The sequence below is a fragment of the Streptomyces sp. NPDC000151 genome (genome assembly GCF_040301705.1).
Taxonomy (GTDB): Bacteria; Actinomycetota; Actinomycetes; order Streptomycetales; family Streptomycetaceae; genus Streptomyces.
The window spans coordinates 1-26,943 of the sequence record NZ_JBEPFC010000098.1 but is presented as its reverse complement, the minus strand read 5'-3'; the positions used below and the strand labels follow the sequence as shown (position 1 = coordinate 26,943).

The 26,943-nt window shown below is 73.2% G+C and carries 25 protein-coding genes; 16 read left to right on the top strand and 9 right to left on the bottom strand.

Annotation, left to right across the window (positions count from 1 at the left end; genetic code table 11):
- Window positions 1–1,450 (top strand): serine/threonine kinase C-terminal domain-containing protein (locus ABT381_RS24250; RefSeq protein WP_502965716.1); only part of this gene is annotated, 1,450 nt, incomplete at its 5' end.
- On the opposite strand, the gene ABT381_RS24245 is transcribed toward ABT381_RS24250, so the two are convergent.
- Window positions 1,417–2,961: a class I adenylate-forming enzyme family protein gene (locus ABT381_RS24245; protein ID WP_351598101.1), complete on the bottom strand. Its 1,545-nt coding sequence runs from the start codon at window positions 2,959–2,961 to the stop codon at window positions 1,417–1,419. The two genes, ABT381_RS24250 and ABT381_RS24245, sit on opposite strands and share 34 nt — an antisense overlap.
- 181 nt (window positions 2,962–3,142) lie before the next feature.
- Here ABT381_RS24245 and ABT381_RS24240 point away from each other — a divergent pair, with 181 nt between their 5' ends.
- The 4 genes from ABT381_RS24240 (at window position 3,143) to ABT381_RS24225 (ending at window position 7,364) form a co-directional block, all read left to right on the top strand.
- Complete coding sequence (locus ABT381_RS24240; RefSeq protein ID WP_351598098.1) at window positions 3,143–4,345, top strand: amidohydrolase family protein; 1,203 nt, start codon at window positions 3,143–3,145, stop codon at window positions 4,343–4,345.
- Window positions 4,345–5,478, top strand: coding sequence for an acyl-CoA dehydrogenase family protein (locus ABT381_RS24235; RefSeq protein WP_351598095.1), 1,134 nt, complete (start codon window positions 4,345–4,347; stop codon window positions 5,476–5,478). The genes ABT381_RS24240 and ABT381_RS24235 overlap by 1 nt, the downstream gene beginning before the upstream one ends.
- Window positions 5,479–5,480: 2 nt before the next feature.
- The gene (locus ABT381_RS24230) at window positions 5,481–6,467 is read left to right on the top strand and encodes an acyl-CoA dehydrogenase family protein (protein WP_351598092.1); all 987 of its coding nucleotides are present in this window, start codon (window positions 5,481–5,483) and stop codon (window positions 6,465–6,467) included.
- Between the two features lie 414 nt (window positions 6,468–6,881).
- Window positions 6,882–7,364, top strand: a complete 483-nt coding sequence (locus ABT381_RS24225) for an ATP-binding protein (protein WP_351598089.1) — start codon at window positions 6,882–6,884, stop codon at window positions 7,362–7,364.
- Between the two features lie 225 nt (window positions 7,365–7,589).
- Here the strand turns inward: ABT381_RS24225 and ABT381_RS24220 are convergent, their stop codons facing one another.
- Window positions 7,590–8,525, bottom strand: coding sequence for a cyclase family protein (locus ABT381_RS24220; RefSeq protein ID WP_351598086.1), 936 nt, complete (start codon window positions 8,523–8,525; stop codon window positions 7,590–7,592).
- A 97-nt stretch (window positions 8,526–8,622) separates the two neighbouring features.
- Here ABT381_RS24220 and ABT381_RS24215 point away from each other — a divergent pair, with 97 nt between their 5' ends.
- The 3 genes from ABT381_RS24215 (at window position 8,623) to ABT381_RS24205 (ending at window position 12,044) form a co-directional block, all read left to right on the top strand.
- Complete coding sequence (locus ABT381_RS24215; protein ID WP_351598083.1) at window positions 8,623–9,534, top strand: SDR family NAD(P)-dependent oxidoreductase; 912 nt, start codon at window positions 8,623–8,625, stop codon at window positions 9,532–9,534.
- A gap of 39 nt (window positions 9,535–9,573) precedes the next feature.
- Window positions 9,574–10,641 (top strand): Zn-dependent alcohol dehydrogenase, encoded by a 1,068-nt coding sequence (locus ABT381_RS24210; protein ID WP_351598080.1) that lies wholly within the window; start codon window positions 9,574–9,576, stop codon window positions 10,639–10,641.
- 98 nt (window positions 10,642–10,739) lie between these two features.
- Window positions 10,740–12,044 (top strand): MFS transporter, encoded by a 1,305-nt coding sequence (locus ABT381_RS24205; RefSeq protein ID WP_351598077.1) that lies wholly within the window; start codon window positions 10,740–10,742, stop codon window positions 12,042–12,044.
- Window positions 12,045–12,055: 11 nt separating this feature from the next.
- Here ABT381_RS24205 and ABT381_RS24200 read toward each other — a convergent pair whose 3' ends face one another.
- On the bottom strand, window positions 12,056–12,715 hold the full coding sequence (locus ABT381_RS24200; protein ID WP_351598104.1) for a flavin reductase family protein: 660 nt from the start codon (window positions 12,713–12,715) through the stop codon (window positions 12,056–12,058).
- A gap of 215 nt (window positions 12,716–12,930) precedes the next feature.
- Here ABT381_RS24200 and ABT381_RS24195 point away from each other — a divergent pair, with 215 nt between their 5' ends.
- Together ABT381_RS24195 and ABT381_RS24190 are read left to right on the top strand one after the other, a co-directional pair.
- On the top strand, window positions 12,931–13,500 hold the full coding sequence (locus tag ABT381_RS24195) for an RNA polymerase sigma factor (RefSeq protein WP_351598074.1): 570 nt from the start codon (window positions 12,931–12,933) through the stop codon (window positions 13,498–13,500).
- A 223-nt stretch (window positions 13,501–13,723) separates the two neighbouring features.
- Window positions 13,724–14,275, top strand: a complete 552-nt coding sequence (locus ABT381_RS24190; protein ID WP_351598071.1) for an anti-sigma factor — start codon at window positions 13,724–13,726, stop codon at window positions 14,273–14,275.
- 75 nt (window positions 14,276–14,350) lie between these two features.
- On the opposite strand, the gene ABT381_RS24185 is transcribed toward ABT381_RS24190, so the two are convergent.
- Together ABT381_RS24185 and ABT381_RS24180 are read right to left on the bottom strand one after the other, a co-directional pair.
- The gene (locus ABT381_RS24185) at window positions 14,351–15,196 is read right to left on the bottom strand and encodes an enoyl-CoA hydratase/isomerase family protein (RefSeq protein ID WP_351598068.1); all 846 of its coding nucleotides are present in this window, start codon (window positions 15,194–15,196) and stop codon (window positions 14,351–14,353) included.
- 73 nt (window positions 15,197–15,269) lie between these two features.
- Window positions 15,270–17,540: an acetate--CoA ligase family protein gene (locus tag ABT381_RS24180; RefSeq protein ID WP_351598065.1), complete on the bottom strand. Its 2,271-nt coding sequence runs from the start codon at window positions 17,538–17,540 to the stop codon at window positions 15,270–15,272.
- A gap of 220 nt (window positions 17,541–17,760) precedes the next feature.
- Here ABT381_RS24180 and ABT381_RS24175 point away from each other — a divergent pair, with 220 nt between their 5' ends.
- Genes ABT381_RS24175 through ABT381_RS24165 form a run of 3 tightly spaced genes read left to right on the top strand, consistent with a single transcriptional unit; the run spans window position 17,761 to window position 19,217 of the window.
- Complete coding sequence (locus ABT381_RS24175; protein ID WP_351598062.1) at window positions 17,761–18,213, top strand: DoxX family protein; 453 nt, start codon at window positions 17,761–17,763, stop codon at window positions 18,211–18,213.
- Window positions 18,210–18,683: a Zn-ribbon domain-containing OB-fold protein gene (locus ABT381_RS24170; protein ID WP_351598059.1), complete on the top strand. Its 474-nt coding sequence runs from the start codon at window positions 18,210–18,212 to the stop codon at window positions 18,681–18,683. Before ABT381_RS24175 ends, ABT381_RS24170 begins: the two co-directional genes overlap by 4 nt.
- A gap of 45 nt (window positions 18,684–18,728) precedes the next feature.
- On the top strand, window positions 18,729–19,217 hold the full coding sequence (locus tag ABT381_RS24165; RefSeq protein WP_351598056.1) for a GNAT family N-acetyltransferase: 489 nt from the start codon (window positions 18,729–18,731) through the stop codon (window positions 19,215–19,217).
- A gap of 66 nt (window positions 19,218–19,283) precedes the next feature.
- On the opposite strand, the gene ABT381_RS24160 is transcribed toward ABT381_RS24165, so the two are convergent.
- Window positions 19,284–19,964, bottom strand: coding sequence for a pyridoxine/pyridoxamine 5'-phosphate oxidase (locus tag ABT381_RS24160; RefSeq protein ID WP_351598053.1), 681 nt, complete (start codon window positions 19,962–19,964; stop codon window positions 19,284–19,286).
- Window positions 19,965–20,078: 114 nt separating this feature from the next.
- On the opposite strand from ABT381_RS24160, the gene ABT381_RS24155 reads away from it, so the two are divergent.
- Window positions 20,079–20,969: an alpha/beta fold hydrolase gene (locus tag ABT381_RS24155; RefSeq protein ID WP_351598050.1), complete on the top strand. Its 891-nt coding sequence runs from the start codon at window positions 20,079–20,081 to the stop codon at window positions 20,967–20,969.
- A 46-nt stretch (window positions 20,970–21,015) separates the two neighbouring features.
- Here the strand turns inward: ABT381_RS24155 and ABT381_RS24150 are convergent, their stop codons facing one another.
- From ABT381_RS24150 to ABT381_RS24140, 3 genes are all read right to left on the bottom strand, one after another.
- On the bottom strand, window positions 21,016–22,074 hold the full coding sequence (locus ABT381_RS24150; RefSeq protein ID WP_351598049.1) for an aldo/keto reductase: 1,059 nt from the start codon (window positions 22,072–22,074) through the stop codon (window positions 21,016–21,018).
- A gap of 137 nt (window positions 22,075–22,211) precedes the next feature.
- Complete coding sequence (locus ABT381_RS24145; RefSeq protein WP_351598046.1) at window positions 22,212–23,405, bottom strand: thiolase C-terminal domain-containing protein; 1,194 nt, start codon at window positions 23,403–23,405, stop codon at window positions 22,212–22,214.
- A 218-nt stretch (window positions 23,406–23,623) separates the two neighbouring features.
- A complete protein-coding gene (locus ABT381_RS24140) occupies window positions 23,624–24,271 on the bottom strand; it encodes a TetR family transcriptional regulator (protein ID WP_351598043.1) in 648 nt (215 codons plus the stop codon).
- 284 nt (window positions 24,272–24,555) lie between these two features.
- Here ABT381_RS24140 and ABT381_RS24135 point away from each other — a divergent pair, with 284 nt between their 5' ends.
- The gene (locus ABT381_RS24135; RefSeq protein ID WP_351598040.1) at window positions 24,556–25,320 is read left to right on the top strand and encodes a VOC family protein; all 765 of its coding nucleotides are present in this window, start codon (window positions 24,556–24,558) and stop codon (window positions 25,318–25,320) included.
- 666 nt (window positions 25,321–25,986) lie between these two features.
- On the top strand, window positions 25,987–26,943 hold a 957-nt coding region (locus ABT381_RS24130), incomplete at its 3' end, for a serine/threonine-protein kinase (RefSeq protein WP_351598037.1).

Genomic DNA, 26,943 nt, shown 5'->3' with positions numbered 1-26,943 from the left:
GCCGCGCGCCGGTGCGGCGGCCGGCGTGCAGGGAGGGCCGGACACCGGCGTGTACCCCGGCGTGGCACAGGGCAACGCGCTGGCGGCCGAGCGGGCGCGCCAGGCGCGGATCACGATGGTCGGCGCGGTCACCGAGCGCTGGGCGCCCGAACAGGCCGGCCCCGTCCACGCGAACTGGCAGCTCGCGCCGCCCGTCGGCCCGGCCGCCGACCTCTGGGCGCTCGGCGCCCTGCTCTTCCGCAGCGTGCAGGGACACGCCCCGTACGCCGAGGAGAGCGCCGCCGAACTGGTCCAGCTGGTGTGCGCCCGCCCGCCCGCGCACGCGGAGGAGTGCGGCGCGCTGCGCCCGGTAGTGGAGTCGCTGCTGCGCCAGGACCCCACCGAACGGCCCGACTTCGAGGAGCTGCGCGGCTGGCTGCGCTCCCTGGTGCGCGCGGCACCGGAGCCGGAGGCCGGCCGCGCGGTCGTGACCGTACCGGCCCTGGAACTGGGCAGTGATCCGCGCAGGCTGCCGATCGTGCGCCGGCGCGGCGAGCTCGTGCGGCGCGGCCGGCACAAGAAGCCGCGCCCGGGCCGGGAGCGCCCGCACGGGCCCGCGGCGCCCACGGCCCGTCCCGCACCGCCGCCGCCCGCCGAGCGCCCCGCACCGCCACCGCGCGCCCACGACGGCGTCCGCGACCGCGGAGGCGTCCGTGACCGCGGCCGTGACCGCGTGCGGCAGCACGAGCCGCGGCCGAGCCGCGACCGGACGTCCCGCGGCGGCCCGCGCCGGCTCGGCATGCTGCTGCTCGGCCTCGTGCTGCTGCTGGTCGTCGGCGCGGTGCTGGTCGCCGTGGCGTTCCTGCCCGGGAACGGCACCGACCCGGACGACTCGGGGAACGCGCGGAGCAGCGTCCCCAGCGGTACCGAGACCGGCGCGCCCGCGCCCGACCCGGCGCAGTCGCAGCCGGACGGCGCGGAGCCGACCAGCACCCGCCCCCGGACCACCGCACCGGACGGCCTGGCCGACGGCTTCGAGATGCGCGACGACCCCGAGGGCTTCCGGATCGCCGTGCACGAGGGCTGGCAGCGGCACGGCAAGAACGCCGAGGGCCAGGTGCGCTACACCAGGGGCGCGTTCACGCTGCTGGTGGTGCCGGGCCGGGACACCGCGAAGCGGTTCGGCTCCGACCCGATGGCGTACCAGCAGGACAAGGAGGCGGAGCTGGCGCCGTTCCGCGACGCGAACTGGACCTCGTCCTCGGGGCTGCGGCGCACCGATGTCGGCCGTACGGTCATGGCGGAGGGCACCTTCACCTGGGGCGAGGACAGCGCCTCCGCGACGTACGCGCGCAACATGGCGCTCCTGGACGGCGGCCGCTACCACCTCGTCCTGGTCATCGGCCCGGACCGCGATCGGGCCGACGTGGACCGCTTCTACGAGCAGGCGTCGACGTCCTTCCGCCCCTGAGAGCCGGGCGCGAACCGGGCGCGCAGCTCGCCCTTGAGCACCTTGCGCAGCGTCGCGCCCCGAGGCAGCGCGTCCACGACCTCCACCCGTTCGGGCACCTTGTGCGGCGCCAGCCCGCGCCCTCGTAGCCATGCGCCCAGCGCCTCCGGTGTCACCGGGAGCGCGCCGTCCCGCAGTTCCACCACCGCGCACACCAGTTCCCCGCGCTCGGCGTCCGGAAGCCCGATGACCGCGGCGTCCCCGAGGTCTGGATGCAGGTGGAGCAGGTCCTCGATCTCCTGGGCCGAGACGTTCTCGCCCTTACGGATGATGATGTCCTTCAGCCGCCCGGTGACGACGAGGCGCCCCTCGGGGGTGAGGCGCCCGAGGTCCCCGGTGGGCAGGAACCCGTCGGCGTCGAACGGGTCCGGCTCGCCGAGGTACCCCTGGCACACGGCGGGGCCGCGCAGCCGTATCTCCCCGTCCGCGCCGATGCGGATCTCCATGCCGGCCGGCGGGCGGCCGTCGGCCGTGGCCAGGTCCGCGTCGCCGTCCAGCGGGTCGCCCATGGTGACCATCGGGGCCTCGGTCAGCGCGTACCCGTGGGTGAGGGCGCAGCCCAGCTCGCGGACCACCTCGTAGTACAGCCCGGGAGGTTTGGGCGCGCCGCCGCCCGCCAACAGGCGCAGGTCGGGGAGCAGCGGCCCGGGGTCGGCCCGGCGCCGCTGTTCGGCAAGGAAGAGCTGGTAGAAGGCGGTGGAGCCGCCCGCGATGGTGACGCGGTGCCGGCGGTACGCGCCCAGCGCTTCGGGCAGCGCGAAGTGTTCGAAGAGGACGGCCGGGATGCCGTGCCGCAGCAGCATGACGGTGTAATCGGGGCCCGCGACATGCGCGTACGGGAACGCCATCGAGCCCACGTCGCGCGCGTGCACGCGCAGCGCGCGCCCGAGGTCGGTGCCGGCGGTGAGCAGCGCGCGGTCGCAGTGCAGGACGCCCTTGGGGCCCGCGGTGGTGCCCGAGGTCCAGTAGATCCAGCGGGTCTCCCCGGGGCCGGCGGGCGGCGGCGGCAGCCCGGCCGGGTCGCCGTCGGGGAGCGTGGCGTACGCGTCGAGGACCGTGAGCGGGCCGGGGAGCCGGGCGGCGGTCCGGCGGGCCATGGCGGTGTGGTCGAAGCCGCGCCAGGTGCCCGGTACGAGGAAGAACTCCGCCGCGGTGCGGTGCAGTACGTGCGCGACCTCGTGGTCGCGGTAGAGCGGCACGACCGGGCTCTGGACCGCGCCGAGCCGGGCCAGGGCGAGGCCGATCAGGACCGTTTCGATGCGGGTCGGCAGCTGCCAGACGACCCGGGTACCGGCGCGCACGCCCCGCGCGTGCAGCCCGGCCGCGACCCGTTCCGCGCGGGCGCGCAGCGCGCCGAAGGTGAGGGCGCGGTCGTCGGCGGCGGTCTCGCCCGCCTGGATGAGGGCGGTCGCGTCGGGACTGCGCCCGGCCCGCTCCTCGACCAGGCCCCACAGGGTCTCTCCGACCGCCATCCGCCCTCCGATCGCTCACCAGAACTGACGCTGCATCAGATGCGAACGGCAGCGTAGGGGCCCATGCCTTGTCGGTTCAGAGGGCGAGGGCTAGCCTGCATCTGACGGGCCATCAGATACGGCTGGACCGGAGCCGTGCCCGGGCGAGGCGAACCCGACCGAGGGGAATCAGGGGAGTCCGATGGAGCTACCGCGCATCATCAGCGTCGACGACCACGTGATCGAGCCCGCGCACCTCTTCGAGACCTGGCTGCCGGCGAAGTACCGGGATCGCGGGCCCAGGCCGCTGACCGCCGGCATCGGCGAGCTGGCGTACGTGGGCGGCAAGTACGTCATCACCATGGACCCGGACGGCCCGCCCACCGACTGGTGGATCTACGAGGACCTCACGTTCCCGTACAAGCGCAACATCGCCGCCGTCGGCTTCGACCGCGACGACATGACGCTGGAGGGCATCACCCGCGCGCAGATGCGCCCCGGCTGCTGGGACCCGGCCGAGCGCCTGAAGGACATGGACCTCAACCACGTCGAGGCGTCCCTCTGCTTCCCGACCTTCCCCCGGTTCTGCGGCCAGACCTTTGCGGAGGCGCACGACAAGGAGGTCGCGCTGGCGTGCGTGCGGGCGTACAACGACTGGATGGTCGAGGAGTGGTGCGGCGACAGCGGCGGCCGGCTGATCCCGCTGTGCATCATCCCGCTGTGGGACATCGACCTCGCCGTCGCCGAGATCCACCGCAACGCGGCGCGCGGCGTCCGGGCCGTGACCTTCTCCGAGATCCCGACGCACCTGGGCCTGCCGTCGATCCACTCCGGGTACTGGGACCCGTTCTTCGCGGCGTGCCAGGAGACGGGGACGGTGGTCAACATGCACATCGGGTCGTCGTCGCAGATGCCCGCCGCCTCGCCCGACGCGCCGCCCGCCGTACAGGCCTCGCTCAGCTTCAACAACGCGATGGCGTCGATGATGGACTTCCTGTTCTCCGGCGTCCTCGTGAAGTACCCGCGGCTCAAACTCGCGTACAGCGAAGGTCAGATGGGCTGGATTCCGTACGCCCTCGAGCGCGCCGACGACGTGTGGGAGGAGCACCGCGCGTGGGGCGGGGTCAGGGATCTGATCCCGGAGCCGCCGTCCACGTACTACTACCGGCAGATCTTCTGCTGCTTCTTCCGCGACAAGCACGGCGTCGCCTCGATCGACGTCGTCGGCCGCGACAACGCCACCTTCGAGACCGACTACCCGCACGTCGACTCGACCTTCCCGCACACCAAGGAGGTCGCCCTCGACCACGTCAAGGGCCTCGACGACGAGACGATCCACAAGCTGATGCGCGGCAACGCCATCCGCATGCTGGGCCTGGACCTCGACAAGGACCGGGCCGCGTAGTGGACCTCGCGTACACGGCGGAGGAGGAGGACTTCCGCGGGCGGCTGCGCGCGTGGCTGCGCGAGGTGCTGCCGAAACTCCCCGCCCGGCCCGCCGCCACCGACTGGCCCGGCCGCAGGGCCTACGACACGGCCTGGCAGCGGCTGCTGTACGACGCCGGGTACGGGCACGTGCACTGGGACGCCTCGCCGACCACACGGCTCATCTTCCTGGAGGAGACGGAGAAGGCGGGCGCCCCCTACGTCGGCGCGAACTTCGTCGGCCTGCTGCACGCCGGCCCCACCATCGCCGCCGAGGGCACCGCCGAGCAGCGTGCCCGCTGGCTGCCGCCGATCCTGCGCGGTGAGGAGGTCTGGTGCCAGGGCTTCAGCGAGCCGGACGCCGGCTCGGACCTGGCGGCGCTGCGTACGAGGGCGGTGCGGGACGGCGACGCCTACGTGGTCAGCGGCAGCAAGATCTGGACCTCGCACGCCGAGGTCGCCGACTGGTGCGAGCTGCTGGTGCGCACCGACCCCGAGGCGCCGCGGCACAGGGGTATCAGCTGGCTCGCGATGCCCATGGACGCGCCCGGCGTCACCGTACGGCCGCTGCGCACGCTCACGGGGACCGCCGAGTTCGCCGAGGTCTTCCTCGATGAGGTACGGGTGCCGGTGGCGAACCGCGTCGGGGCCGAGCACGACGGCTGGCGGGTGACGATGGTGACGCTCTCCTTCGAGCGCGGCACCGCCTTCGTGGGCGAGGTGGTGGCCTGCCGCCGGGTGCTGGCCGAACTGGCCCGCGCCGCGCGGCAGAACGGCCGCTGGGACGACGCGGTGCTGCGGCGCAGGCTGGGGCGGCTGGCCGCGGAGTTCGCCGCGCTGTGGCGGCTCACGCAGTGGAACGTCAGCGAGGCCCAGCACGGCGGCGGCGTGCCCGGGCTCGGCGGCTCGGTCTTCAAGCTGCGGTATTCGCACGCCCGGCAGGAGCTGTACGACGCGGCGGCCGAGGTACTGGGCGCCGGATCGCTGGACGCGGACCGGGAGTGGATCGCCGACCGGCTCTCGGCCCTCTCGTACACGATCGCGGCCGGTACCTCCCAGATCCAGCGGAACATCGTGGCCGAGCGGCTCCTCGGCCTCCCGAAGGGGCGCTGACCGTGGACTTCCACCTCTCCGACGACCAACGGGCGCTGCGCGCGGGCGTGCGCGAACTGCTGTCCGGGCGCTTCCCCAGGGAGCGTTTGCGGGCTGCGGTGGACGCCTACGAGGCGGCGGGCGACGGGCCCGTACTGGACCGCGCGCTGTGGCGCGAGCTGGCGGACGCGGGCTTCTTCTCGCTGCTGCTGCCCGAGGCGGACGGCGGCGCGGGGCTCGGGCTGCCGGAAGCGGTGCTGGTGCTGGAGGAGGCCGGGCGTGCGCTGCTGCCGGGGCCTCTGGTGGCCGGGGTGCTGCTGGCGGGCGCGGTGGACGGGGTGGCGGCCGGCGAGCGGGTCGCGGGGCTGTGCGACGCGGCGGCGGTCCCCGCGCTCTGGGAACATCCGTCCGACTGTGATGAGGTCATCGTGGTGGCGGAGCACGCCGCGTACCGGTGCGCGCCCGAAGGCTTGCGGACGGCTCCGGTGCGCTCGGTGGACCCGCTGACCCCGCTCGCCCGGCTCCTCGATGCGCCGTCCGGTGCCCTCTCCGGTGCGCCGTACGCGGCGGACGTCCCCCGCCTGCGCCGTGAGGCCGTGCTGCTGACCGCCGCGCAGCAGCTGGGCGGCGCCGCGCACGCGGTCGAGGCGGCGGTGGCGTACGCGCGGCAGCGGGAGCAGTTCGGGGCCCCGATCGGCTCCTTCCAGGCGGTCAAGCACCTGTGCGCGCAGATGCTGGTGCGGGTGGAGCTCGCCCGAAGTGCCGTCTATGCGGCCTCTGTCACCGAAGATCCGGCCGAGGTGTCCGGTGCGAAGCTGCTGGCCGACGAGGCCGCCGTACGCAACGCCCGCGACTGCCTTCAGGTGCACGGCGGCATGGGATTCACCTGGGAGGCGGACGTGCACCTCCTCCTGAAGCGGGCCTGGCTGCGCGCGGAGAGCTGGCAGTCGGCGGCTGCGGGCGAAGAGGCGCTGGCGGCAGCGTTGGCCGACGGTCATATCGCTGTGTGACGGCCGTTGAGCGGAATGTCGGACTCCGCACGGATGAGCGGTCACGCTGCGTCGATATCGGGTTGTGTCCTTCGCGTGACTCGTTACGCGGGGGAGTCGGCGCGGCGCTCGGGTACGCTCGCTCGGGTGCGAGTGGTTCTGAGGCGCAACCACCCCGGCGCTGCCTGCGAGGCACCTCCGGGGTCCGGGATGCGTACCGCTCGCACCGGGCGGGGGCCCGCGAAACCCCCGCGTTCGACTCCCCGCACTGCGCGTCGCACAGTATGCAGCACGCATACTCCCTTCCGCTGGAATATGCCTGAAGCGCTTGTTGGGGTGACTGAACGTCAACCATGCTGTGCTTCGCCGGGATCACGCACCGTGATCCCGTGGAGGCGCGAGGCGATGTTTCCGCCGGTTCGGATGGTGTGAGCGGTGCAGGTGCTTCAGGTGCAGTTGGAGGTGCGGCCCGACCCCGCTGAGGTGGGGCGGGCCCGCAGGTGGGCCCGGTCGCGGCTGGCCGGGTCCGGCATAGGGGCCGACGAGCCGCTGGCGGAGACGCTGATCCTGCTGGTCTCCGAGCTCGTCACCAACGCCGTGGTGCACGCGGGCTCGCACGCCGAGCTGCGGCTGCGCTTCTCCGGTGCGGGCCCCGTGGTGGGGACGGTGCGGCTGGAGGTCGTGGACGGCAGCGCACGCCCGCCGCGGCCGCGCCGTGCGGAGGGTGACGACACCAACGGCCGCGGTCTGGAGCTGGTCGACGGGCTGGCCGACCGCTGGGGCTGGCAGCCCGAGGGCCCGGGCAAGCGCATCTGGTGCGAGGTGGACCGCGGCCGGTCACTGCTGATGGCCGCGGGGGCCGAACCGGGCGCATTGGGGGCGTACGAGCAGCCGTGTGCCGTCACAAACAGGATGTAACGGAAAAAGTCCAGACCAGGTGTTGACGTGACGTGGCACCTTGATCACTCTTGGGGCAGCGATTCGCCGTGAGGGGACGCCGAGGGTACGGGGGAGACGCCCCTTGGCGAGTGCGGGTCGCGCCCGGAGCCGGGTGGCGGTCCGCGGTGCCGCGCTCGGGGTGCGCATGAGCGCACCGCCACCTTGGCCGGGCCGGCCCTACTGTGGCGCCGCCGCGGAAGCCCCCTAGAGCACCGCTACGGGGGCGACCGGCGCCCCGGAGCCGCCGACGAACGGCTCCGCCACCGCCGAGAGCAGGAAGGCGTAGCGCCCCTCGGCGGCGCAGGCCGCCGACAGCTCCTCCAGGTTCCAGTTCTGACCCTGCAGCAGCCCCATCTCCACGAGGTGCAGCGCGTGCACGGGCATCCACAGGTCCGCGATCTCCGGCGGGAAGATCTCGAAGGTCAGGGTGTCATTGGCGACCGCGGCGACGTCCCGGTCGCGGAACCACTCCGGAGTACGGATCGACAGCCCGGGTGAGGGGAACGCGTACCCCTGCCTGTCGCCCGCCAGATAGCGCCGCAGCTGCCCGGTGCGTACGAGGACGACGTCACCGGCGCGTACGGCCGTGCCGGCCAGCTCCTCCGCGGCCTCCAGGTCCTCCGGGGTGACGGCGTGCGCGCCGTCCAGCGGCCGGTCGCCGCCGCCGTCCCGTACGCGCGCCACGTCCAGCAGCACGCCGCGTGACAGGACGGGAGGGGCCTTCTCGATGCCGAGCGCGGTGGCGCCCGCGTGGGCGGTGACGGCGGTGGCCGGACGGCCGTTGTAGAGCTTCCCCGAGTGCGAGACGTGTGTGAGGCCGTCCCAGTGGGTGGCCGCCTGCAGGCCCATGGTCACCACGTCGTCACTGGTCGCGACCGTGTCCGGGCCGAACATCTCGTGGTTGACCGCGACCATCGTGTGCAGCGGGTTGACCCGCCCCGGTATGGCGCCGGTCTGCACGCCGTCCTGTCGGAGCGGCAGCGCGAGCGGGATGCGCAGGCCGCTGCGGACGGTGGCGACGGCGGCGCGCACCACGTCCGGGGTGATCAGGTTCAGCGTGCCGATCTCGTCGTCCGGCCCCCACCGCCCCCAGTTGTTCACACGTCGGGCGATCTCGTGGAACTCCGGCGCCAGTGGCATGCGCCCTCCTCGGGGGATTCGGCCGTGGGGCTTGTCTTCGTACGGCGTCTGCTCAAAAATCTAACGGACCGTCAGAAACTGCGGGAAGGGGCGCGGCATGGGGAACTTCTTGACCGGCAAGGTGGTCGCCGTCACGGGGGCGGGCCGCGGCATCGGGCGGGCCGTGGCGCTGGCGGCCGCGGCCGAGGGCGCCAAGGTGATCGTGAACGACTACGGCGTCTCCGTGGACGGCAGCGAGCCCGGCAGCGAGGTCGCCGCCGCCGTGGTGAAGGAGATCGAGGCGGCCGGCGGCGAGGCCGTCGCGGTCGCCGACGACGTCGCCACGATGGACGGCGGGCAGCGCATCGTGGACACGGCCCTCGCGCGCTACGGGCGCATCGACGGCGTGGTCTGCGTGGCGGGCATCCTGCGCGAACGGATGCTGTTCAACATGTCCGAGGCGGAGTGGGACCCGGTGGTCGCGACGCACCTCAAGGGCACGTTCACGGTCTTCCGGGCGGCCGCCGCGGTGATGCGCAGGCAGCGCACCGGCACCCTCATCGGCTTCACCAGCGGCAACCACCAGGGCAGCGTCTCCCAGGCCAACTACGCCTCGGCCAAGGGCGGCATCATCTCCCTCGTGCGCAGCGCCGCGCTGGGGCTGCACAAGTACGGCGTGACGGCGAACGCCGTGGCGCCCGTCGCGCGCACCCGTATGTCCGCGGGCGTCCCCATGGAGCTCCAGGAGATCGGCGAACCCGAGGACGTCGCGGCGCTCGTCGTCTACTTGCTGAGCGAGCGCGCCAAGGGCGAGGGGATCACCGGTCAGGTGTACACGGTCGCCGGCCCGAAGATCGCGGTCTGGGCGCAGCCCCGGGAGCTGCGCGCCGCGTACACCGAAGGCCCGTGGACCCCCGAGAAGATCGCCGACTTCCTCCCGGGGACGGTCGGCACCGACCCCATGCCGCTGCTGGACCGGCTGGAGGCGATGGCGGCCGCGGCGGCCGCGAAGGAACGCCCGAATGTCTAGGGGGGCCACGCGGAACGGCTCTCCGAGGAGGAGGGCGTCGTGCGGGGCGTGATCTTCGATGGCGAGGCGCCGTGGGTCGTCACCGACCTGGAGGTACGCGCTCCGGGGCCGGGCGAGGTGCTGGTCGGCATCCGTGCGGCGGGGCTGTGCCACAGCGATGTGTCAGTGGTCGATGGGACGATTCCCTTTCCGGTGCCGGTCGTGCTGGGGCACGAGGGCGCCGGGGTCGTCGAGGCCGTGGGGGAAGGGGTTTCGCATGTGGTGCCGGGGGACCATGTCGCGCTGTCCACGCTCGCCAACTGCGGGGCGTGCGCCGACTGCGACCGGGGGCGGCCGACGATGTGCCGGAAGGCGATCGGCATGCCGGGCAGGCCCTTCCGGCGCGGCGACACGCGGCTGTACAGCTTCGCCTCCAACTCCGCCTTCGCCGAGCGCACGGTCGTCAAGGCCGTCCAGGCGGTGAAGATCCCGGACGACCTCCCGATGGCCTCCGCCGCGCTCCTGGGGTGCGGCGTGCTGACGGGCGTCGGGGCGGTGCTCAACCGCGCCCGGGTCGGCCACGGCGAGTCGGTGGTGGTGATCGGGGCCGGCGGCGTCGGGCTGAACGTCCTGCAGGGCGCCCGTATCGCGGGCGCGTCGACGATCGTCGCGGTGGACGCGAATCCGGCGAAGGAGGCGATGGCGCGGCAGTTCGGCGCGACGCACTTCGTGGACGCCTCGTCGGTCGCCGACACCGAAGCGGCGGTGCGCGCCGTCCTGCCCACCGGTGCCGACCACGCCTTCGAGTGCGTGGGCAGCGCCCGGCTGATCCGGCAGGCGGTCGACCTGCTGGACCGGCACGGCCAGGCGGTCCTGCTCGGCGTCCCGCCGGCCGACACGGAGGCGTCCTTCCTGGTGTCGTCGATGTACCTGGACAAGGCGATCCTGGGCTGCCGGTACGGCTCCTCGCGGCCGCAGCGGGACATCGCGCTGTACGCGGAGCTGTACCGCACGGGACGGCTGCTCCTGGACGAGCTGGTCACGCGTACGTACCCGGTGGAGGACTTCGCCAAGGCGGCGGTGGACGCGGAACGGGGGCGGGTGGCACGGGGGGTGCTGCTCTTCTGATCCTCCCTTCTGATTCTCGGAGCCTGCTGGCCCGATCCTGACGGACCATGGCCATCTGGCCACTCGATGGCGGCGGACCGTTGCCCGAAGATGATCGGGTGACGCAGATTCCCGAACTCCGAGAAGCGGTCCCGGTGGCGATACCGCCCACCGGGGGCCGCCGCCCGCACCGCGCCTGGTCCGTCGCCGCGGCCACCTTCCTCACCCTCATCGGTGCCGCGGGCTTCGCCTCGCTGCCGGGCCTGCTCATCGAGCCGCTGCACGAGGATTTCAACTGGTCGCGCGGCACCATCGGATTCGCGGTCTCGGTCAACCTCGCGCTGTACGGGCTCACGGCCCCGTTCGCCGCCGCGCTCATGGACCGGTTCGGCATCCGCCGGGTCGTCGCCGCGGCGCTCGCCGTGATCGCGGCCGGCGCCGGGCTCACCGTGGTGATGACCGCCCCCTGGCAGCTGATCCTCTACTGGGGCGTCCTCGTCGGACTGGGCAGCGGCTCCATGGCGCTGTCCTTCGCCGCCACCGTCACCGGGCGCTGGTTCGTCCAGCGGCGCGGACTGGTCACCGGCATCCTCACCGCCGCGGGCGCGTCCGGCCAGCTGGTCTTCCTCCCGCTGCTCTCCTGGATCGTCGAGGGGCACGGCTGGCGCCCCGCCGCCGTCACCGTGGCGCTGACCGCCGTGGCCGTCGCCCCGTTGGTGTGGCTGCTGCTGCGCGACCACCCCGCGGACGTGGGCGTGGCACCGTACGGTGCGACGGAGTTCGTACCGCGCCCCGCTCCGCAACGAGGCGCCGCCCGGCGTGCACTCGGTGCGCTCGCCAACGCCGCGCGCACCGGCCCCTTCTGGCTCCTCGCCGGTACCTTCGCGATCTGCGGCGCCACCACGAACGGCCTGGTCAAAACGCATTTCGTGCCCGCGGCCCACGATCACGGCATGCCGATGACGCTCGCCGCCTCGCTGCTCGCGGTCATCGGGATCTTCGACATCCTGGGGACGGTCGCCTCCGGCTGGTTCACCGACCGCTTCGACAGTCGGCGGCTGCTCGCCGCGTACTACGGGCTGCGCGGCGTCTCGCTGATGTTCCTGCCGATGCTGCTCTCGGACGCCGTCCACCCGCCGATGCTCTTCTTCATCGTCTTCTACGGACTGGACTGGGTCGCGACCGTGCCGCCGACCATCGCCCTGTGCCGCGAGCACTACGGGGGCGACGCCGCGATCGTCTTCGGCTGGGTGCTGGCCTCCCACCAAGTGGGTGCCGCGCTCATCGCCTTCCTCGGGGGCCTCGCCCGGGACGCGCTCGGCACGTACGACCCGGTCTGGTACGCCTCCGGAGCGCTGTGCGCCCTGGCGGTCCTGATGGCACTGGTGATCCGGCGGCGGACGGAGGCGCAGGTCAGCCCCTGACCTCCGGGAGGTCAGCCCCTGACCTCCCGGAACTCCCCGAACGCCCCCCGGTGGAACAGCAACGGCCCCGCGGCCGCCGCCGCTTCGTCCGTGCCGAGCGCGTCCACCCGGCCCACGACGACGAGGTGGTCGCCACCCGTGTGGACGGCCTGGACGGTGCAGTCGATCCAGGCCGGCACGCCCGCCAGCCGCGGGGATCCGCTCACCGGCGCCGGCACGTGCCGTACCCCGGCGAACTTGTCGGTGCCGCTGACCGCGAAGGCGCGGCACAGCGCGCCCTGGCCCGCGCCCAGGATGTTCACGCAGAAGACCCCGGCCCGCGCGATCACCGGCCAGGTCGTGGACGTGCGCGCCACCATGAAGGCCACCAGCGGCGGGTCCAGGGAGAGCGAGGCGAACGACTGGCAGGCGAAGCCGGCGGGCGCGGGATCGGCCGCGTCGCCGGGCGCCGTGACGACCGTGACGCCGCTCGCGAAATGGCCCAGCACGCGCCGGAATTCGCCCCGGTCGACCGGGGCCCGCTCGTCCTCGCGCACGGCCCGCAGGGGCGCCCTGGAGGCCGTTTCCGGGGTATCGGGCGTGGCGGGCCCGGGCGTCGCCGGGGTCGAGGCCGCGGCGCCGGCCGCACGCAGATAGCGCACCGCTGTGGCCGCCATGCCGGCATGTCCCATCATGCTGCGCTCCCTTCCACAACGTCATTGAAACTGATGGGCCGTCAGATAGGAAGGGCGGGGCGCGCGGGGCCAGGTGGGCTGCGCGGGCGGCGCCTGGTGGCGGATCACCGGCGGATCGAATAATTGTCGGTATTCGGTCGGTTGGCAGCGGATCATGCCGGGTATCTCCCTCACGGCCGCACCCGTATCTGATTCGGGGAGAGTTCCGCCGCATGGCCGATGCGATGGCGTCGTCGTCCCTTCCGTCGCCGTCCTTCGACGACGTCTTCTGCGGGCTGCTGCCGCGGCTGTACCGCCGGGCGGTGCTGCTGGCGGGGTCCCGGCAGGCGGCGGAGGACATCGTGCACGAGGCGTACTTGAAGCTCGCCGCGCGCCCGTACCGCTTCCTGGAGCATCCGGAGCCGTACGCCCGCGCCTTCACGGCCCTGCTGAGCGTCGCCCGGGAGGCGCACCGCAGGGAGCGTCGGCAGGCGCTGATCGGCGAGGGCGGCCCGGAGGACGGGCCCGGCAGCGGCGCGCTCATGCGGGAGCTGCCCGGCGCCGGCTGGGACGGCCGGCGGGAGCGCCGGCAGGCCGAGCTGGAAGCGGTGCGGATGCTGAGCCGGCTCTCGCACCGCCAGGCCGGCCTGGTCATCCTCGTCGACCTGGACGGATACACCATCGGCAAGGCGGCCAGGATCATGAAGGTGCAGCGGTGCACGGCGGCCCGGCACCGGGCCCGCGCGCTGGACCGGCTGCGCGGCTACCTCGCCGCGTCGCCGTACGACCTCACGGGGAGGTGAGCACACCGTGGAGCGGGACGACTTCGGGAACACGCATGTGGCCCCCGGGGACGGGCGGGGGGACGACCCCTGGAACGGGCCGGGGAGTCCCGGGAACCGGCAGGGCGGTCCCGGTAGCGGGCCGGGGCGCCCCCGTAATGGCCACGGGGGCCCCGGAGGCGGGCGGCGGAATCCTCGGAGCGGTTACCGGAACGGCCTGGGGCGCCGGGGTGCCGAAACGATATTGCGGGAACGCCTCCGGGCGGCCGACGAGGAAATCCAGCCACCGCCCGGACTGTGGACCCGCATAGCCGAGTCCGCGCCCGCGCCCGGTGCGCCGCGCAGCCCCCTGTCGTTCCTGCGCCGGCGGCCGCAGCTGATGACGGTGCTGTTCGCTGTGGCGGCGCTCGTCCTGGGCTTCGGTGTGTGGCGGCTCGTCGGGACGGGCAGCGAGCAGCCCGCGCCACCCGGCCCGGGTACCGGACTTGAGGTCACGGTGTACAACAGCGAGCCGGCGTGCGAGAAGGCGCGCACCGTACGGTGCGCGCTGCGCCTGGCCCGGGACCCGCACCAGGCGTACGCCGCCCCGGGAAACGCCGCGGGCCGCGTCTGGAACGGCGACCGGCTGGCCACGGAGTGCGTCATCACCAACGGGCGCCTCGTGCGGGACACGACGGGCGCGCTCTCCCACCGGTGGTACCGGGTGACCTCCGTGGAGGGTGCCGAGGGGTGGCTGCCGGGCGTGCACACCCGCGACGTCCACGAGGTACCGCTCTGCCCCAGCGGTGAGTCTTAACTCCCCGTATCAGCAGCGGGGTTCGGCCGCCCGTCGCGACGGCGAGTGCCGGGCGCAACGCGCGCACCTTCGTGGTCAGCGGCCGCGGTACTCCGGTGTGCGGCGATCCACGAAGGCCGCCACGCCCTCCTGCGCGTCCGCCGTCGTCATGTTGATCTCCTGAGCGGCGGCCTCGGCGGCGAAGGCCGCGCCGCGGTCGGCGTCCAGCGAGGCGTTGACCAGTTGCTTGGTGAGGGCCAGCGCGCGCGTCGGGCCGGCCGCCAGCCGGTCGGCCCAGGCGGCCGCGGTCCTCGCCAGGTCGTCGTCCGGTACGACTCGGTTGACCAGCCCGAGCCGCTCGGCCTCGGCGGCGGGCAGCGCGTCGCCGAAGAACATCAGCTCCTTGGCGCGCTGCGGCCCGGTCAGCCGGGGCAACAGGTACGCGCCGCCGCCGTCGGGCACCAGGCCGCGGCGCACGAACACCTCGATGAACGTGGCCGATTCGGCGGCCAGTACCAGGTCGCAGGCGAGGGCGAGATGCGCGCCGAGTCCCGCGGCGGTGCCGTTGACCGCCGCGATCACCGGTTTCTCGCAGTCCATGACCGCGGCGATCAGCCGCTGGGCGCCCTGCCGGATCACGCGCGCGACGTCACCGGCGATCCGCTCACCGCTGCCGCTGCCGCTGCCGCCGCTGCCGCCGGGGCGGGCCCGCAGGTCCGCGCCCGCGCAGAATCCGCGGCCCGTCGCGGTGATCACCACGGCGCGCACGGCCGGGTCGGCGGACGCTTCCGCAAGCCGCGAAATGATGCGTTCGCGCTGGTCGGGGGTGAGGGCGTGCCTCGCCTGCGGGCGGTTGAGAGTGATCCAGGCCACGCCGTTGTCAGTGGTGTGGAGTATCAAGGATCGGGAGGTCCCGTCGGGACCGTCGGGGGAGGTCGTCATGGTCAAGCTGCTCCAGCTTCTGGCGTCGGCATGGACACGGCTGCCGGTGCGGCCGGGGTGCGGACGCCGGCGTTCAATGGCAGACGGCGAGCGCGTCGAGGGCCACGGCGCCCTGGCCCTTCGGGAGGACGACCAGGGGGTTGATGTCCAGCTCGGCCAGCTGATCGCCCAGCTCCAGCGCCATCCGCTGGACCCGCAGCATGACCTCGACCAGCGCGTCGGTGTCGGCCGGCGGCGCCCCCCTGACGCCCTCCAGCAGCGCGTGGCCCCGCAGCCGGCCGAGCGCCGCGCGCGCGTGGTCCTCGCCGAAGGGCGGTACGGCCACCGCGGTGTCCCGCAGTACTTCGACGAGCACGCCGCCCAGTCCCACGGTCACGGTCGGCCCGAAGAGCGGATCGGGCGTGACGCCGACGACCATCTCCACACCCGGCTCGACCAGCTGGCACACCAGCACCCCGTCCAGCGCGACGTCTTCGTAGCGCGCGATGTCCGTCAGCTCGCGGTAGGCGTCCCTGACCTGGCTGGCCGAGGTCAGCCCGATCCTGACCAGGCCCAGTTCGCTCTTGTGGGCCAGCCGCGGCCCGGACGCCTTCATGACGACGGGGTAGCCGACCTGCGCCGCCGCCCGGACGGCCCCGGCCGCGCTGGTCACGAGCTGCTCGCGGGGCACACGGATGCCGTAGGCGCGCAGCAGCTGCTTCCCGGCGTGCTCGCTGAGCTGTTCGCCCGGGCGCAGCAGCGCCTGCGCCTTGCGCGCGGACGGCGAGGGCGTGCGCGGCGCGTCGTCGAAGGGGGACCGGTAGGCAGCCGTGAAGCGGTGGTGCTCCAGGTGGGCGCGGACGGCCGTGATGCAGTTGGCGAAGGTACGGAAGGTGGCCACCCGCGAGGAGCCGAGCAGGGTCTTCCGGTAGGCGTCCTCGGTGCCGACCGGCGAGCCCCAGACCACGCACACCAGCTTGTCCGTCTGCTCCGCCGCGTCCACCAGGTCCTGTGCGAGCTTGTCGCTCATCGGCGGGAAGGGGCCGGTGATCGGGCAGATCAGGACGCCCACGGACGGGTCGGCGAGGATCGCGTCGATGATCTTCCGGCCGCGCCAGTCACCCACCGGGTGCCCGCCGTTGTCGATCGGGTTGGCGACGTTGAGGTAGTCCGGTATCCACTGGTGCAGCTCCCGCTTCCTGTCCTCGCCGAGCGTCGGCAGGCGCAGGCCGGCCGCCGTCGCCAGGTCGGCGAAGTGCGCGCCGGTGCCGCCCGATATCGAATAGACGGCGACGCCCTCGGCGACCGGCGGGCGGGCCCTGGCCAGCAGCGCCGCGGTGTCCTGCAGCTCGTCCAGGCCGTCCACGCGGACCACGCCGAACTGCCGCATCGCCGCGTCCACCACCTCGTCGGCGCCGGTGAGCTTGCCGGTGTGCGAGGCGGCGGTGCGGGCGCCGGTCTCGGTGCGGCCGACCTTGACCGCGACGACCGGGACCTTGTTGCGGGCCGCGCGGTCGGCGGCGAGCAGGAAGCTGCGGCCGTCCTTGAGCCCTTCCACATACGCGGCGATGGCACCGACCTCGGGACGGGAGGCGAAGTAGGAGAGGAAGTCCGCGGTCTCCAGGTCGGCCTCGTTGCCGGTGGGGGCCCAGTGCGAGAGGCGGATGCCCAGCTCCTGGAGGGCGAAGACGGGGCGGCCCTGGTGGCCTGATTGCGTGATCAGCGCGATGGCCGGCCCGGCCAGGTCCTCGCGGAAGGTCTCGAAGGCGTTGAGGTTGGTGTTCGGGCCGAGCAGCCGGATGCCGGAGCGGGCGACGGCCGCGGCCAGCCGCTCCTGCGCGACGGCGCCGTCGGCGCCGGTCTCCGCGAAGCCGGCGGCGAAGGCGACCGCGAACTTCACCTCGGCGTCGGCCAGTTCCTCGATGACCGGCAGCGGATCGGCGACCAGCAGTACGGCGAGATCGACCTGTTCCGGCAGGTCGGAGACGGAGGTGTGACAGGCCAGCCCGAAGACGGAGGTGCGGCCCGGGTTGACCGGGTGCAGCCGGGCGCCGACCCGCTCGGCCCAGTCGATCAGCCGGCGGGTGATGCCGGTGTGGGGCCGCCCCTCGCTGTCCGAGGCGCCGATGACGGCCACGGTCCGGGGGCGGAAGAAGTGGTCCAGGTCCGGCACGGCCGCGGACAGCGGGCGCCCGCTGACGTCCGGGTCGCCGGTGCCGTCCCGGCCGCCGCCCGCGCCGGGGCCGCCGCTGCCCTGCTCCGGGCCGGCCGTCCCGTGCACGGCCTGCGGCGTCGGCCCTCCGCAGGCCACGACCCGGGCGGGCCGCGAGTGAGTGGTGAGGGTGCCATGAGTGGATCCCAGCATCGCTGCGCCGCTCCCGTCTGACCGCCGATGCGTACCTGGCAGGCAGGTACCTGACAGATAGTCAGGTTACAGAACTGACGCTCAGTCAGGAATGGTGCGTGCAGATGGTCCTCGGGTGCGGTGCCGGTGCTCCACCTCTTGCGCAGCGGCCGCACTCTCGGCTGAACTGGCCGAGTAACTGACGAGTCGTCAGGAACGGCGGCCGTGCGGGAGGCGTGCGATGCAGACGATCTGGCTCGGCGGGCCCGAATGGCTCGCCGTACTCCGTATCGGCCTGGGGCTGTGGTGGCTGGAGAGCTGGCGGCACAAGGACAAGAAGGGCTGGTTCGAACGTGGTACGGGCATCGCGTGGGCCGCCGGCGTGGCGGCCGAGCACCGCTGGGCCGTGGTGCGTCGCGGCTTCGACCTGGTCGTACGGCCGCGCCCGAAGGCGATGGCGTACGTCGTCGTGTACGCGGAACTCGCGCTCGGCGCCGGTCTCGTCCTCGGCTTCCTCACGCCGGTCGCGCTGGTCGCGGGCCTGGTGCTCAACCTGCTCTACCTCGTACTGATGATCCACGACTGGGCCGAGCAGGGGCAGAACGCGATGATGGCCCTGATCTCGCTCGTCGCGCTCTGCGCGATGGGCTGGCAGACCTGGTCGCTCGACGCCGCGATGGGACTCTTCCGATGACCGCGACCATGCCCCGGCACGACCTGCCCGAGACCGACGCCTTCAGCCGCCCGTACTGGGACGCCGCGGCGGACGGGCGGCTGCTGATCCGGCGCTGCCGGACCGCCGGCTGCGGTGCCGCGCACCACTACCCGCGGGAATTCTGTCCGCGCTGCTGGAGCGAGGACGTGGTCTGGGAGGAGGCGAGCGGCCGGGCCACGCTGTACACCTGGTCCGTGGTGCACCGGAACGACCTGCCGCCGTTCGGCGGCCGCGTCCCGTACACCGCCGCCGTCGTCGATCTCGCCGAGGGACCGCGGATGATGACCGAGGTCGTCGACTGCCCGGAGGCGGCGCTGCGGATCGGCATGGAGCTGCTGGTCCACTTCCGCAGCGCCGGCGATGACGAGGGCGGTGGCGAAGGCGATGGCGATGGCGATGGCGCGGGCGCGGGCGGCCCCGCGGTCCCGGTCTTCCGGCCCGCCGAGTAGCGATATCCGGTGGCGGCGCGCGGCGCCGGGAGGCACCCTGGGCGGGTGCTGATCAGAGAAGCCGCCGCCGAGGACTGGGACGCCATCTGGCCGTTCTTCCACGCGATCGTCGCTGCCGGGGATACGTACACCTACCCGCGCGACCTCGACAAGGAGGCGGGCCGCGCACTGTGGATGCTCAGCCCGCCGGGCCACACGGTCGTCGCGGCCGACGAGGACGGCACGGTCCTGGGCACGGCCAAGATGAACCCCAACCACATGGGCGGCGCCGCGCACATCGCCGGGGCCAGCTTCATGGTCGACCCGGCGCACGGCGGCAAGGGCGTCGGCCGCGCCCTGGGCGAGTACGTACTGCGCCGGGCCCGCTCCGAGGGCTACCGCGCGATGCAGTTCAACGCCGTCGTGGAGACCAACACCGGTGCCGTCGCCCTCTGGCGGTCACTCGGCTTCGAGATCATGACGACCCTGCCGGAGGCGTTCCTGCACCCGAAGAAGGGCTATGTCGGGCTGCACATCATGTACCAGCGGTTCTGACCACGTACCAGCGGTTCTGAGCCCCGGTGTCCGTCCGTACGGACCGTACGTACGGACCGGTACGGGCTACGGCCACAGCAGTTCCCGCTGCCAGTCGTCGCCCGACCGCCGGTAGCGCAGCCGTACGTGCCGGCGGCGGTCGTCGCCCTGGAAGAACTCCACCTCCTCGGCGCGCAGCACGTACGCCGTCCAGCTCGGCACCTCTGCCTCCGGCTCGCGCCGCGCCCGTGCCCAGGACGCGTCCGCTGCCCGCTCCAGCTCCGCGTACGAGTCCAGTACCTCGCTCTGCCTGCCCACGAGCGCGGCGGCCAGCGCGCCCGGCGAACGGCGGTGCAGATCGGCCGCGCTCTCCTCGGGCGTGCCCGCCGTGACCGGGCCGCTGACCCGGACCTGCCGTGCGATCAGCGGCCAGTAGAAGCACAGCGCGGCACGGGGGTTGGCGGCCAGCTCGCGGCCCTTGCGGCTGCCGCGGTGGGAGGCGAAGTGCCAGCCGTTCTCGTCGGCGTCGTGCAGCATCACGATGCGCACGGACGGGGCGCCCGCCGCGTCCGCGGTCGCCAGCGACATCGTGTGCGGCTCCGGTACGCCCGCGGCGGCCGCCTCGCCCAGCCACTGCCGGAACAGCGGCAGCGGCGCTTCGGGGGCGGCGTCCGGATCGAACGCGGGCAGTTCGCCCGTCCAGACCCGCAGGCTGCGCAGCAGGTCACGGAAGGCGCGGGCTTCGGGGGAGTCGTCCGTCGTGGTCATGCCGGGCAGCGTACGTCCGCCGGGCGGCGTGCGTCCGTCGGGCCGCCCGCGTCCCTCGCGCCCCCGCCGGCAATTCGGTTGCGGTGGGCGGCGTCGGCGACGGACGCTGGTGTCATGTCTGCGATCTCGGCCGGGACGGCCGTCGCCGTGCCCGCGCCTGCCCGGCGAGGGGCCGTCCGGCTGGCCGACGGACGGCGGCTGGCCTGGGGGGAGTGGGGACCCGAGGACGGCACGCCGGTACTGCTCTGTCCCGGTGCGGCCACGTCCCGGCGGCTCGGTTTCGGCGCGGAGGCGGTCGAGGAGCTGGGCGTACGGCTGCTCTCCGTGGACCGTCCCGGGCTGGGCGCGTCCGACCCGTCGCCCGGCCGTACGCTCACCGGCTGGGCCGAGGACGTACGGGAGTTCGCCGCGCTGCGCGGGCTCGCGGGGCTGCGCGGCGTCGGCTTCTCGCAGGGCGCGCCGTTCGCGCTGGCCTGCGCCGCCGCCGGGCTGCTCACCCGGCTCGCGGTGGTCTCCGGCACGGACGAGCTCGCCGCGCCCGCGTTCGAGGCGCTGCTGCCGGACGAGGTGCGGTACCTCGCCGAGCGGGCCGCGGCCGACCCGGTGGCCGCCGAGCGCTCGTTCGCCGGTTTCGGGAGCCCGGAGGTGCTGTACGAACTGGTCGCCGCGGGCAGCGGCGACCGCGACCGCGCCCTTCTGGAACAGCCCGCGTTCGCCGCGGCCTTCCGGGAGGCGATGGCCGAGGGCTTCGCGCCCGGCCCGGCCGGCTATGCGCGGGACACGCTGCTCGCCATGAGCCACTGGCCGTTCGATCCCGGGGTGATCCGGGTGCCGGTCGACCTCTGGTACGGCGCGCTGGACACCGCCCCGACGCACTCACCGGACCACGGCGCCCTGCTCGCCACCCGTATACGCACCGCGCGCCGCCACCTCGTACCGGACGCGGGCGGCATGCTCCTGTGGACGCATGCCGGTCCCGTCCTACGGGCGCTGCTCGAGGAGTGACGCCGCGCGGCGCCGGGCGCCTGGAGCGGCGGCCCCTGTGGCGCCGCTAGCGGATCTCGTGCGGCGTGCGCCGGTAGGTGGAGCGCCGGTCGTCGATGTCGGCCCAGCGATCGCCGTACACGTTCTCGGTGATCGCGGGCTCGCGCAGGAACTGGTGCGGAAAGCCCAGCGGTACCGCGCTGACCTCGTCCAGCCGGGCCACCGCTTCGGCGTCCAGCTCGACGCCGACCGCGGCGAGGTTGTCCAGGAGCTGGCTCTCCTTGGTGGCGCCGACGATCGGGACGATGTTGCCGGGCCGCTGCAGCAGCCAGGCCAGCGCCACCTGCGCCGGGCTCCAGCCGCCCTGTTCGGCGACCTCCAGGACGGCGCTGACGACCGCCTCTTCCTGCTGGTCCGTGCCGTCCTCGCCGCCGACGACGTGCAGCCGGCCGGATTCCCCGCGGCGGTACTTGCCGGTGAGCTTGCCGGCGGCCAGCGGCGCCCACGCGAGCACGGCCAGGTCGAATGCGCGGGCTTGCGGGAGCAGTTCGCGCTCCGGCGTGCGCTCCAACAGGTTGTAGCGCAGCTGCGATCCGGCGAAGGCGGTCCAGCCGCGCAGCTCGGCAAGGGTGTTCGCCTGCGCGATCTCCCAGGCCGGCCAGTCGGACACCCCGACGTAGAGCACCTTGCCGGCTCGCACGATGTCGTCCAGGGCCCGCATGACCTCCTCGACCGGGGTGAAGTTGTCGCGCGCGTGCACCCAGAGGATGTCCAGGCGGTCGGTACGCAGCCGGTCCAGGCTCGCCTCCACCGACCGCACGAGGTTCTTGCGGTGGCTGCCGCCCGCGTTCACGTCCCCCTTGCGGGTGGCGCAGGTGTACTTGCTGGCCAGGACGAACTGGTCCCGGCGGCCGCCGAGCAGCTCGCCGACGATCCGCTCCGCGCTGCCGTCCGTGTAGTTGTTCGCGGTGTCGATGAAGTTGCCGCCCGCGTCGGCGTACGTGTCGAGGATCCGCCGGCTGGTGTCCTCGGCGGCGCCCCACCCCCAGTCCTCGCCGAACGTCATGGTGCCGAGGCTCAGCTCGCTCACCCGAAGACCGGTCCTGCCGAACAGTGTGTACCGCATGGCTCCCCCTTGGGTCGGGTCGTGAGCCGGACGCTACGAGCTGGAGCGCGCTCCAACGCAACCTTCACGCGCCGTCCGGTACCCCCGAAGCGCAGCACCGGGCCACCCCACCCCGAGCACGCTCCGGCGCCCGCCCCTCACTCCGCCCCCAGCACCACCGTCCCGGACGAGCAGAACCACCCGCCGGTGCCCGAGGCGACCGCGAGGCGCGGCAGGCGGCCGCCCGCCTTCCGTACCTGGCGGCCCTCGCCGGCCTCGCCGCGCAGCTGCCGCACCGCTTCGACCAGCAGGAACAGCCCGCGCATCCCGGGGTGGCAGGCGGCGAGCCCGCCGCCGTCGGTGTTCGTCGGCAGCGCTCCGTCCCGGAGCAGCCGGCCCTTCTCGACGAACGCGCCGCCCTCCCCCTTCGCGCAGAACCCGAGGTCCTCCAGCGTCACCAGCGTCATGTAGGTGAACGCGTCGTAGATCTGGGCGATGTCGATCTCGTCCGGGCGCACGCCTGCCCGCTCGAAGGCCAGCCGCCCGGAGACGGCGGCCGGCGAGACGGTGAAGTCGTTCCACTCCGACATCGTGGTGTGCGAGACGGCGCTGCCCGAGCCGAGCACCCAGACCGGCGGCCGGGCCAGGTCCGGTACGCGGTCCTCGGCGACCAGCAGGACCGCGCAGCCGCCGTCGGAGCGGATGCAGCAGTGCAGTTTGGTGAACGGATCCGCGATCACCGGCCCGGACAGCACGTCGTCGGTGGTGATCGGGTCCCGGTACATCGCGTCCGGGTTGGCCGCCGCGTTGGCGCGCGCCTGGACGGCGACCTCGGCGAGCTGTGCCGGCGTCGTGCCGTACTGGTGCATGTGGCGGCGCGCGGCCATCGCGTACTTGGCGATCAGGGTGTGGCCGTAGGGCACTTCGAACTGCAGAGGGCCGCGGGCCCCGAAGGAGAGGTCGGCGGTGCGGCGCCGCGCCTTGAGGTCGGCGCGCGCGGTCGATCCGTACACCAGCAGGACCGCGTTCGCATGGCCGGCGGCGATCGCGTCGGCGGCGTGCGCGGCCATGACTTCCCAGGTCGAGCCGCCGACGGAGGTCGAGTCCACCCAGGTGGGGCGAAGCCCCAAGTACTCCGCGACCTCGATCGGGGCGAGCGTGCCGAGCCCGGCGGAGGCGAAGCCGTCGATCGCCGAGCGGTCCAGCCCGGAGTCGGCCAGCGCGCGGCGGGCGGCCTGGGCGTGCAGGGCGTAAGGGGTGGCGTCGTCGACGCGCCCGCAGTCGGCCAGTGCCACTCCGGCGACGGCGACCCTGCGCGTACGTGACGGAGCCGTACTGGTCCCGGTGGTCATAAAACTGACGGTACATCAGATAAGTGAGTACGGGCAGTCCGTCGTACGGATACGCCTCGGGCACCGTCCGGCTCTCCGTGAGAGTCCGGGCGGTGCCCGAGGCGTGTGCAGATATGGCAGGACGAAGGGCGGACCGGCGGGGGACGCGGGCGCGGCAGGACGTGCGCGGTCCTGTGGTCGCGTCGTGCCGGGGGCGGCGGTCGCTCGCCGCGCCCCGGCTACTTGGCGGGCTTCTTGCCCGTCACGCCGAGATGGACGAGCAGCGCGAGGTTCGGCTTGAGCTCGGCCTGCTTGACGCCCCAGCTGGTGAAGCCCTTCTGGTGGCCGGCGACCGCGGCGAGCATGGCGACCAGTGAGCCGGCCATCGCCGCGGGGCTGACCTCCTTGTCCACCTTGTTCTTGGTCTGGAGCTCCTTGATGGAGTCCGTAAGGGAGTTGGTGACGGCGTTCAGGATCTTCATGCGGATCTTGTAGAACCGCTTGTCGCCCTCCGCCGCGCCGAGGTCGACGACGCGCAGAATCGCGTCGTGCTTCCGCCAGAAGGAGAGGAAGCCGTCGACCAGCTCCTCGGCCGTCTGGCGGCCCGACTTGCCGATCCAGGAGCGCCCGGCGACCAGGTCGGTCAGGCTCGCGCCCTCCTGGGCCATCTCCTCGGCGATCTCGAGTACGGCGCCTTCGACGTCGGGGAAGTACTGGTAGAACGTCGCGGGGGAAGTGCCCGCCTTGCGTGCGACGTCGATGACCTTGACGTCCCGGTACGGGGACGAACTGAGCATCTCGCTGAGGCAGTCGAGGAGCTTCTGCCGGGTCGCCTGCCCGCGGCGGCCGGCGACTCTGCCGTCGACGGTTCGAACTTGTCCTGTCATGCCGTCAGCTTACCGAGGGGTGATCGGAGCGCGATTTGGCTGCCTGCAAATGGGGATGGGGCGAATCGGGCCGGGAAGAGGCTTTCGCCGCCCGGCTTCGGGGCCGCGGATCCGCGTCGGCAGCATTGGCCTGAACAAGTGAATCATCTTATCAACAGCCTGTGGACAACTTCGGTGGACAACCGCCCGGGGGTATGCGCGGGGGTGTGTGCGGGCGGATATGCGGAGGTATGCGCCGGGCTCCGCGCCGGGCGCGTATCGGAAAGCCCGGTTACTTTGTCCGTATGACGGCTTTTGCGGAGGGTGCCCCCTGCTGGGCGGACGCGATGCTGCCGGATCTTGAGGCGGGCAAGCGCTTCTACGGAGAGCTGTTCGGCTGGACCTTCTCGGACAGCGTTCCCGAGTTCGGCGACTACACGACGGCCCTGCTCGACGGGCGCAAGGCCGCAGGGCTGCTGCCCAAGAAGGACGGCCGGATGCCCACCGTCTGGGGCGTGTACTTCGCGACTTCCGACATCAGGGAAACCGCCGCCAAGGTCCGGGAGGCGGGCGGCCAGGTGATCTCGGGCGGTACGCCGCTCGGCGACCTGGGCGCGATGATGCTGGGCGTCGACCCCGGCGGCGCGGTCTTCGGCGCCTGGCAGGCCGGCCGGCATCAGGGCTTCGAGGTGCAGGCCGAGCCCGGCGCGTACGCGTGGATGGGTCTCAGCACGCGCGAACCGGAGGCCGTCGACGCCTTCTACGGGGACGTCTTCGGCTTCGAGGGCGTGACCGAGGGGCCGATGGCGAGCCCGACGTTCCTGCCGTGGCGGATCGCCGGGGAGGAGCGCGAGATCGGCTGCCGGATCGTGCTGGACGCGCGGGCGCCGGCCGAGCTGCCGGCGCACTTCACCGTCTTCTTCCTGGCCGAGGAGATGGAGGCCGCCCTGCGGACGGCGGTCCGGCAGGGCGGCAAGGTCCTCAGCGAGCCCCAGGGGACGCCCGGCGGCCACCTCGCCCTGGTCGTCGACAATCAGGGGGCGGCCTTCGGGCTGATGGCGCCGAAGTAGGGCGGGGGGATGCCGTATCGCCTCTCATGCCTCTCCTGCCCCACGCGTTCACCTCGCCCCGTGCCTGTTGCAGGGCATAACCCAACACCTCGGCCCAAAACGGCCCTCCTCTTGCGAAGTAGGCGTACCGATCCGCCAATTAGTTCGTGGTCATGGCCCCCGAACGCCGTTCGGCACAGCAGAATTGGGCCGTGGCAGCTCCCGCTGCCGGGCCGCGGGCGGCGCGGCCCGGCAACGGGTCCGTGGACTCGGCGGCAGGCCGGTGAGTACGCGGGACCGAACAGCACGTACGGGGATGGGAATGGCGACGACGGACCGCACACCGGGGCACGGACCGGCGCCCGCGAAGGGCCGGCCGGTGCACCGTGCCGTGAGGTCGGCCACCCGGTGGTCACCGGACATATGTGCGGTCGACGCATGAACGGGACCCGACGCGCTCGCGTATGCGGGGTGTAACGGCAGGTAACGAGCCCTGTGCGTACCGCTCGGCGGGACACGGGACACGACGGGAAGCCCCCGGGTTCGCAACCGTCGGCTTCGCCAGGAAGAATCAGCACGCGTACGGCCGAATCGGCCACGCGGTGAGACGCTGCTCGGGGCAGTGGCTCTCGGCGGCTCTTGGCTTTTGAGAGTCTCTTTGACGCCCCACGGGGAGGTGGCAGGCAAGTGGTGGAGCAGCTGACGCAGCACGATCCCCGGCGGATCGGCCCGTTCGAGGTGCTCGGCCGTCTCGGCGCCGGCGGTATGGGGCTGGTGTATCTCGCGCGCTCGGCCTCCGGCCGGCGGGTGGCGATCAAGACGGTCCGTACCGAGCTCGCCGAGGACCAGCTGTTCCGGGTCCGCTTCACGCGCGCGGTCGAGGCGGCGCGCGCGGTCAGCGGCTTCTACACCGCGGCGGTGGTCGATGCCGACCCGCGCGCGGCGGTGCCGTGGCTGGCGACCGCCTACGTCCCCGCTCCCTCCCTGGAAGAAATAGTCAATGAGTGCGGGCCGCTGCCGGCCCAGGCCGTGCGCTGGCTGGCGGCCGGCGTCGCCGAGGCCCTGCAGTCCATCCACGGCGCGGGCCTGGTGCACCGCGACCTGAAGCCGTCGAACGTCCTGGTCGTCGAGGACGGGCCGCGGGTGATCGACTTCGGTATCGCCAGCGGCGTGTCGAACACGCGTTTGACAATGACGAACGTCGCCGTCGGTACGCCCGCGTACATGTCACCCGAGCAGGCGCGCGACTCGCGCAGCGTCACAGGGGCCAGCGACATCTTCTCGCTCGGCTCCACCCTGGTCTTCGCCGCCACCGGACACGCCCCCTTCCACGGCGCCAACCCGGTCGAGACGGTCTTCATGCTGCTGCGCGAGGGGCCGGACCTGGAGGGCCTGCCGGACGAGCTGCGGCCGCTGATCGACGCCACGATGCAGATGGCGGCCGAGCACCGCCCCAGCCCCGCCGACCTGCAGTCCCAGCTGGCGCCGCACCTCTTCGGCTCCGGTACGGACGACAGCGGTACGGCCTCGGCCTGGCTGCCGGGGAACGCCGTGGGCCTGATCGAGAGCCGGCGCGGCGGCCGTGTGACGGCCGCCCGGCAGCCCGCCCAGCGCGCCCAGCTGCGGTCGTCGACCAGAACGCGG